General features: G+C 35.5%; 7 protein-coding genes. All 7 read left to right on the forward strand.

All coding sequences use genetic code 11. From position 1 onward, the window contains the following. Positions 1-513 precede the first annotated feature (513 nt). The 7 genes from JI65_RS16210 (at position 514) to JI65_RS16240 (ending at position 5,395) form a co-directional block, all read left to right on the forward strand. Positions 514-921 (forward strand): hypothetical protein, encoded by a 408-nt coding sequence (locus tag JI65_RS16210; protein WP_191018208.1) that lies wholly within the window; start codon positions 514-516, stop codon positions 919-921. 2 nt (positions 922-923) lie between these two features. After that, a complete protein-coding gene (locus tag JI65_RS16215; RefSeq protein ID WP_191018209.1) occupies positions 924-1,727 on the forward strand; it encodes a hypothetical protein in 804 nt (267 codons plus the stop codon). Positions 1,728-2,149: 422 nt separating this feature from the next. After that, complete coding sequence (locus JI65_RS16220; RefSeq protein WP_191018210.1) at positions 2,150-2,779, forward strand: hypothetical protein; 630 nt, start codon at positions 2,150-2,152, stop codon at positions 2,777-2,779. 300 nt (positions 2,780-3,079) lie between these two features. After that, on the forward strand, positions 3,080-3,298 hold the full coding sequence (locus JI65_RS16225) for a hypothetical protein (RefSeq protein ID WP_191018211.1): 219 nt from the start codon (positions 3,080-3,082) through the stop codon (positions 3,296-3,298). Positions 3,299-3,471: 173 nt separating this feature from the next. After that, on the forward strand, positions 3,472-4,056 hold the full coding sequence (locus tag JI65_RS16230) for a type III toxin-antitoxin system ToxN/AbiQ family toxin (protein WP_191018212.1): 585 nt from the start codon (positions 3,472-3,474) through the stop codon (positions 4,054-4,056). Positions 4,057-4,321: 265 nt separating this feature from the next. Next, complete coding sequence (locus JI65_RS16235; protein ID WP_191018213.1) at positions 4,322-4,825, forward strand: phospholipase D-like domain-containing protein; 504 nt, start codon at positions 4,322-4,324, stop codon at positions 4,823-4,825. Positions 4,826-4,843: 18 nt separating this feature from the next. Continuing rightward, entirely contained in the window at positions 4,844-5,395 is a 552-nt protein-coding gene (locus tag JI65_RS16240) for a hypothetical protein (RefSeq protein WP_191018214.1), read from the forward strand. Positions 5,396-5,482 lie beyond the last annotated feature (87 nt).

Raw genomic sequence — 5,482 nt, forward strand, 5'->3', positions numbered from 1 at the left:
GTAGGCCAACCCAAAAATCCGCTTTTCCCCGGAAAACCCGCCACAAAAAGCGCCTTTTCCGGGGAAATTTAAGGATTGCGCTACATATAGCGTAGTTTTTTCCGTTCTAAAACCGCTCGAATTTTCTGACGAGTGGTTTTAGAATTTTTCGCGGACGGAACTTTTCCGCCGATAAAATTCTTAACGGAGGATTTTTAAACTTAAGCTGATTTTTGTCTTTCTGGAGCCGGAAAGCGGATTTAAGGCGTAAAAACGCCCTGAATCCGCCGGAAAACTGCCCCGCGTAAGGCTCATCAATCTCAATTGTTACCACTACGCGGGGAACAACCCGGTAAGGTATGTGGACCCGGATGGAAGGTATAGCTGGGAGCAGTTAAAAAAGATTGGGCTGAAGCATGGTCTGCAGTTAAAAATCTTGATTTTGGTTATGACTATACACAACTGGCATCTCAAGCTTGGAGTGATGGAAATTATTTTCAAGCTGCAATTTATGAACTTGATGCCAGTTGTGAAATGGTATTAGATTTAGGTCTTGCCTATGCTGGAGCAGAAGTTATCGGAATAGCTCTTGGTGGTAGTGCGTCAGGTGGTTTTGGTGCATTGACCCAAGCAGGAAAGTATGGAATACATACCTACTCCGAGTTAAGACAAACATTGGGAACTGGCTCAGGTCTTCAAGTTCATCATATAATAGAACAACGATTTGCAAAACTTTTGGGTATTACGGATACAACTCTTATGAAATCTGTAGTTCTGACTCCTGAGGAACATCGAAAATTTACAAATGCTTGGAGGGCCCTTATTCCCTATGGAGAAGGAACGCAATCGGCAACAAAACCTCAGATACTAGAAGCGGCAAAACAAATATATAAAGAATTTCCAAAGTTATTGGAAGCTGCAAGGGAAACACTTGGAGAATAACAATGAACATTATTCATAGAATTTCATATAACGATAAAAAAACAGAAAAAATATTTCAACAAATGAATATAAAGTCAAAAGGTGGACTTGTTCACTATTTTGATATTGGTGAAAATGATTGTAATTGGGAGCAAATAAAAAAAATTGTTAATCAAAGCAACGGAATTATAATTGATAATCAATATAAAACAATATTTTCTAAAAAAGAATTAGCTTTAAGCAAATATTTTGTGATGATTCCAACCTGGCATTTTCTTTATCCAGAACCACAAAATAATTTTGGATATGAGCAAAGTACTTATAACTCCTCAAAAAAATGTGTTTGCTGTAATCGTGGACTTATCCGAAAAGATCTGTTTGCTATTCAGAAAGAACCCAAATGGGGCAGCAAGGATATCGGTCAATTAAATTGGATTTTTGACGAATTTTTTGTGACTGAAAAATTGAAAAAACTATTATCAAATGAATTTGATATGACCTTTTCCAAAGTAAGGCTTTATCAGACAAATGATTTTTGCCAAAATACTTTTAATCTTGAAATAAATGCAATCATAGAAATTGAGAATAAGGACACTCTTGATTTTGAAATATGTCCAAAATGTGGAAATATTAAGTATCATTTGTGTCATAATAATTTTTTTCCAAAAATAAAAATGAATAATAATCATATAGCCCGTACTAAAGAATTCTTTGGAAGCGGAAATGTTGCATATAATCAAGTTATAATAGACAGAGCTTTATATGATTTTTTCATTCAAAATAAAATAAAAGGGGTGGAATTTATACCTACAATTAGCGAATTATAATTTTCATTGTTTTGACAATCTTGGTAAGGTCGCTATCGTTCTTCTTCCCCCAAATCGCGATTTGTGGGAAGACAAAAAATCCACTTTTTTCCCGGAAAACCGCCACAAAAAGCGCCTTTTCCGGTGAAAATTAAGGATTACGCTACATATAGCGTAGTTTTGCAAGTCCTAAAACTGCCTGAATTTTCTGACGAGTGTTTTTAGGGAAATTCACTAGCGGAAGTTTTCCGCCGATAAAATTCTTAAAGGAGGATTTTAAAACCTGAGCTGATTTTTGTCTTTCTGGAGCTAAAACCGGCTTTTTAAGCCAGAAAATGCCTGAAATCCATTGCGATTGGAGGGCTGTCAGTCCAATCAATCTCAATTGTTACCACTACGCGGGCAACAATCCGGTGAGGTATACGGACCCGACGGGTAATTATTTGGAAGTTACTGACAATGGTGACGGAACGTATATTATCGCTGGTGGTGTTGCTAACTCTGATAAAAATATTTATATACTTGATGCTAATGGAAATCGTTCCGGAATCCTTGGGAAGATGTTAACCGAAAATTCTTTCTTTGATGATGGTGCTTTAGTAACAGGGGCTGTTATCGATTGCCGGGATTCTTCTGGTAGGGATTTTCTTGAGAAATTTGAAAAAGATACTCCTGATGTGATTACTTACATGAATAATGCTGGTAATGGCAAGATGTATGATTTTAAGGATTTAGGAAAAGACAGTTTAAGCGGTATTGAATTGAATAAATATCGGCATCGCGGAATGGACCTTGGAACTGATAAAGATGGAAATAAGATTTTCGGTTCCGCAAGAGATGTTGGCAATTATGCTGCCGGATATGTTGCTGGCAAAAGCGGACTCTTTTGGGGAGAAGCACGGCTGGGCTTTGATGGATATCAATCGACGCAATCTAGGAAATTATGTACAGAAGGTGCCGCTACGCAAGCTGCGCAGAGTTTAGGCTGGATTGCCGGACAGAATACCTCACAGGGTAAAGAAATCTTAAAATATCGCTTGCAGAGAATGTCTATGCCTGCATACAGGTTCTAAAGGAAATAAAAATGAGCAATAAAAACTTAAAATTGATTGTAGGAATAGACATTATTCTTATTTTTACAGGTTTGGTGTCTTATTATTTGAAAAGAAAGGTCGGATATGCTCTTTATAATTGGATATCATTGGCTTTCCTGATAACTGTTTTTTTTATTCAGTTATGACTATGTGGACCACAAAAAAAGGCTGGAGTTTTTTATTCAATTTTTTACATGTACAATCTTAGTTTCGATTAGACACTTCGATATCCCAGATAGATTTTCCTTGATAATCGAAGTTCCGAAAATTGAAAAAAAGATGAAACAGATAGATGTGAATGATGACAGAGTGACAGTGTGTGATGATTTTGTAATATATGATTGGGAACCTGGATTTCTTGATTATCAGTGGGTTTTAGTCTATGACGAAAAAAATTTGTTAGAAAACAATGAAAAACCAAAAGAAATTTCAGAAGGCAAGCTATACCCGCTGTATAAAGCTAAAAACTGTTTTTATTTATGTATATTATATAGATAAAAATCTATAGATTGCCTCCTTAAAAACTTTCTTGACACCGAGTTTATTTTGTTTTATATTCAAGTCAGAAGGTCTCCATTAACCTGCGGTTTGAATCCGTGAAGAGATGAACTTTAAGAAAGACCGTTTGCTTTTTTGGGGCAGGCGGTCTTAGTTTTTTTGTGGACAGAGTCATGTTTGAGCTGAAAGAAAAACTTACGTTCATCAATATAAATCAAGATTATTTAAAATATCTCCATGACAGTTGCCAAGAAGTTTATTTCAAGCCGATAGGATATGAGAATAAGCCTTATCTTGGGATCTTGATAAACAAAGAGAAAAATCAGTATGTAATACCACTTTCATCGGCGAAAGAAAAGCATAAGGCTTGGAAGAACATTGAGACGGACAGATTTTTGATTTATGAGAATTGCGAAAAATCCGTGCTTTCAAAAAATGCAGTTTATAAAGACAATCCAGACGGTACGGTAAAGCACATTTTGTCAGTGATAGACTTGAAGAAAATGATTCCGATAAAGGAAGGCTTGTACACAAAAGTTGATTTGTCAGCAAAAATAGGGGACTCCATCGGTGAGATAAATTACAAAAATCTCTTGAACAAGGAATTTTCGTTTTGTTTGAAAATCTTACCGGCAATTATTCACAAGGCGAACAAAATTTACAGCAAGCAGATTGATACAAATAAAGTTTCAAAATTCTGTTGTGACTTCAAACTCCTCGAAGAAAAATGCAAAGCCTATGAAGTAAAATCGGTGTAATTTCGACTTTTTTGTTCTTCCCCAAAATCGTGATTTGTACCACTACGCGGGGAACAATCCGGTACGGTACACTGACCCGGATGGAAGAGCTGACATTGTAGACGGAGATTCCCCAAGCAGCTTTACAACGGTTGACCGGCAGACAGGTCGCCTGATTTCTTCTCCAGGGCTCAATTATGTCGAGCACGATTTACAAAATTATTTCATTACCGGAAATGCAAACTATCGAGACAGGCTTCCAGATATAAACTGCAGTCCGCTGGCAATGTCTGCTTTGGAAGCAGAGATATGCGAACACTACGGAATTGAATCTGAAAGCATTGTTCCTGGCCTATCATCAAAGGCAATGGTTGGGATTCTTACCGGAGGTTCACTTGATATTGCTGCAACAGCCCAAAAAGCCAGTGGCAGTGTAATAAATAAGCTAGGAAATATTGCTGCAAATGTAATAACTTGGAGAAAATCGATTAGCCCTACCCAGGACTTAATAGAAGGTACAAATATTCCTAAATCTTTTGTATTAAATGACAAATTCATTAATGGAAAGAAAATTTGGGTTCATGGAAATGCTACCAAACACATGGGGGAATTTGTTAATTCTGCAAAGGGATCTATACTGGTAGAGAATGAATTAATGTTAAGTTTCCAAGATACAGTATCTCAAATATTACCGAATGTTAAGTCTGGAAGGCAGATGTTTTACAAAAATGGTTGGGAAATCGGTATAAATGGGGATGATGGTGTTATATATCATGCTTTATATAAATAACGAGGTGGAAGAGTGTTTTTGGAAAAACAAGGACTTATTACTTCAAAATTCGAAATAAAAATTTTCTTTCAGAAAGTAGCGACAGATTTGTTAATGGTAAATATAGTTAATCAGGCACAGTCAGGAATCCCAAGTTATTGGCGATTAACAAAAAATGTTTCCATTCCTCCTCTAGAATTAGGGGTTGATTGTCAGAACGGATTTATTTCAAATATAACTTTTTTTGTTGATGGTTTTGATGTCAAAAATATAGAAAATATAAATATTTCTATATCCGATGGTGCAGTTTTAGTTAATACAACCGTTTTTAAAAAAACTAATGATTATATAGACGTAAAACAATCGTATGATGTTTTTTACAATAAAAGAAAATTGATTTGCTCGTTTTCAGAAATAAAGAATTTTATGAAAGCTTTTAAAATGGATAGAATTGAAGTATTTGTGAATGATAAAAATCAAATTGTTGGATTTTCAATATGTGATTTATCTGAAAATGAAGAGAAATTGCTTAGGAGCATTATACAAGAAAAATGTTATGGATCCGGAGGTGACATATTACATATATTATGAGAACAATACCCCTGAAAAAGTTGTTGATAAAGCGTTGTCTTATAAACCAATTATACTTTGACGTTATAGAACTTTTGTGACTCAAGT

The organism is Treponema zioleckii, from assembly GCF_014737315.1.
GTDB lineage: Bacteria > Spirochaetota > Spirochaetia > Treponematales > Treponemataceae > Treponema_D > Treponema_D zioleckii.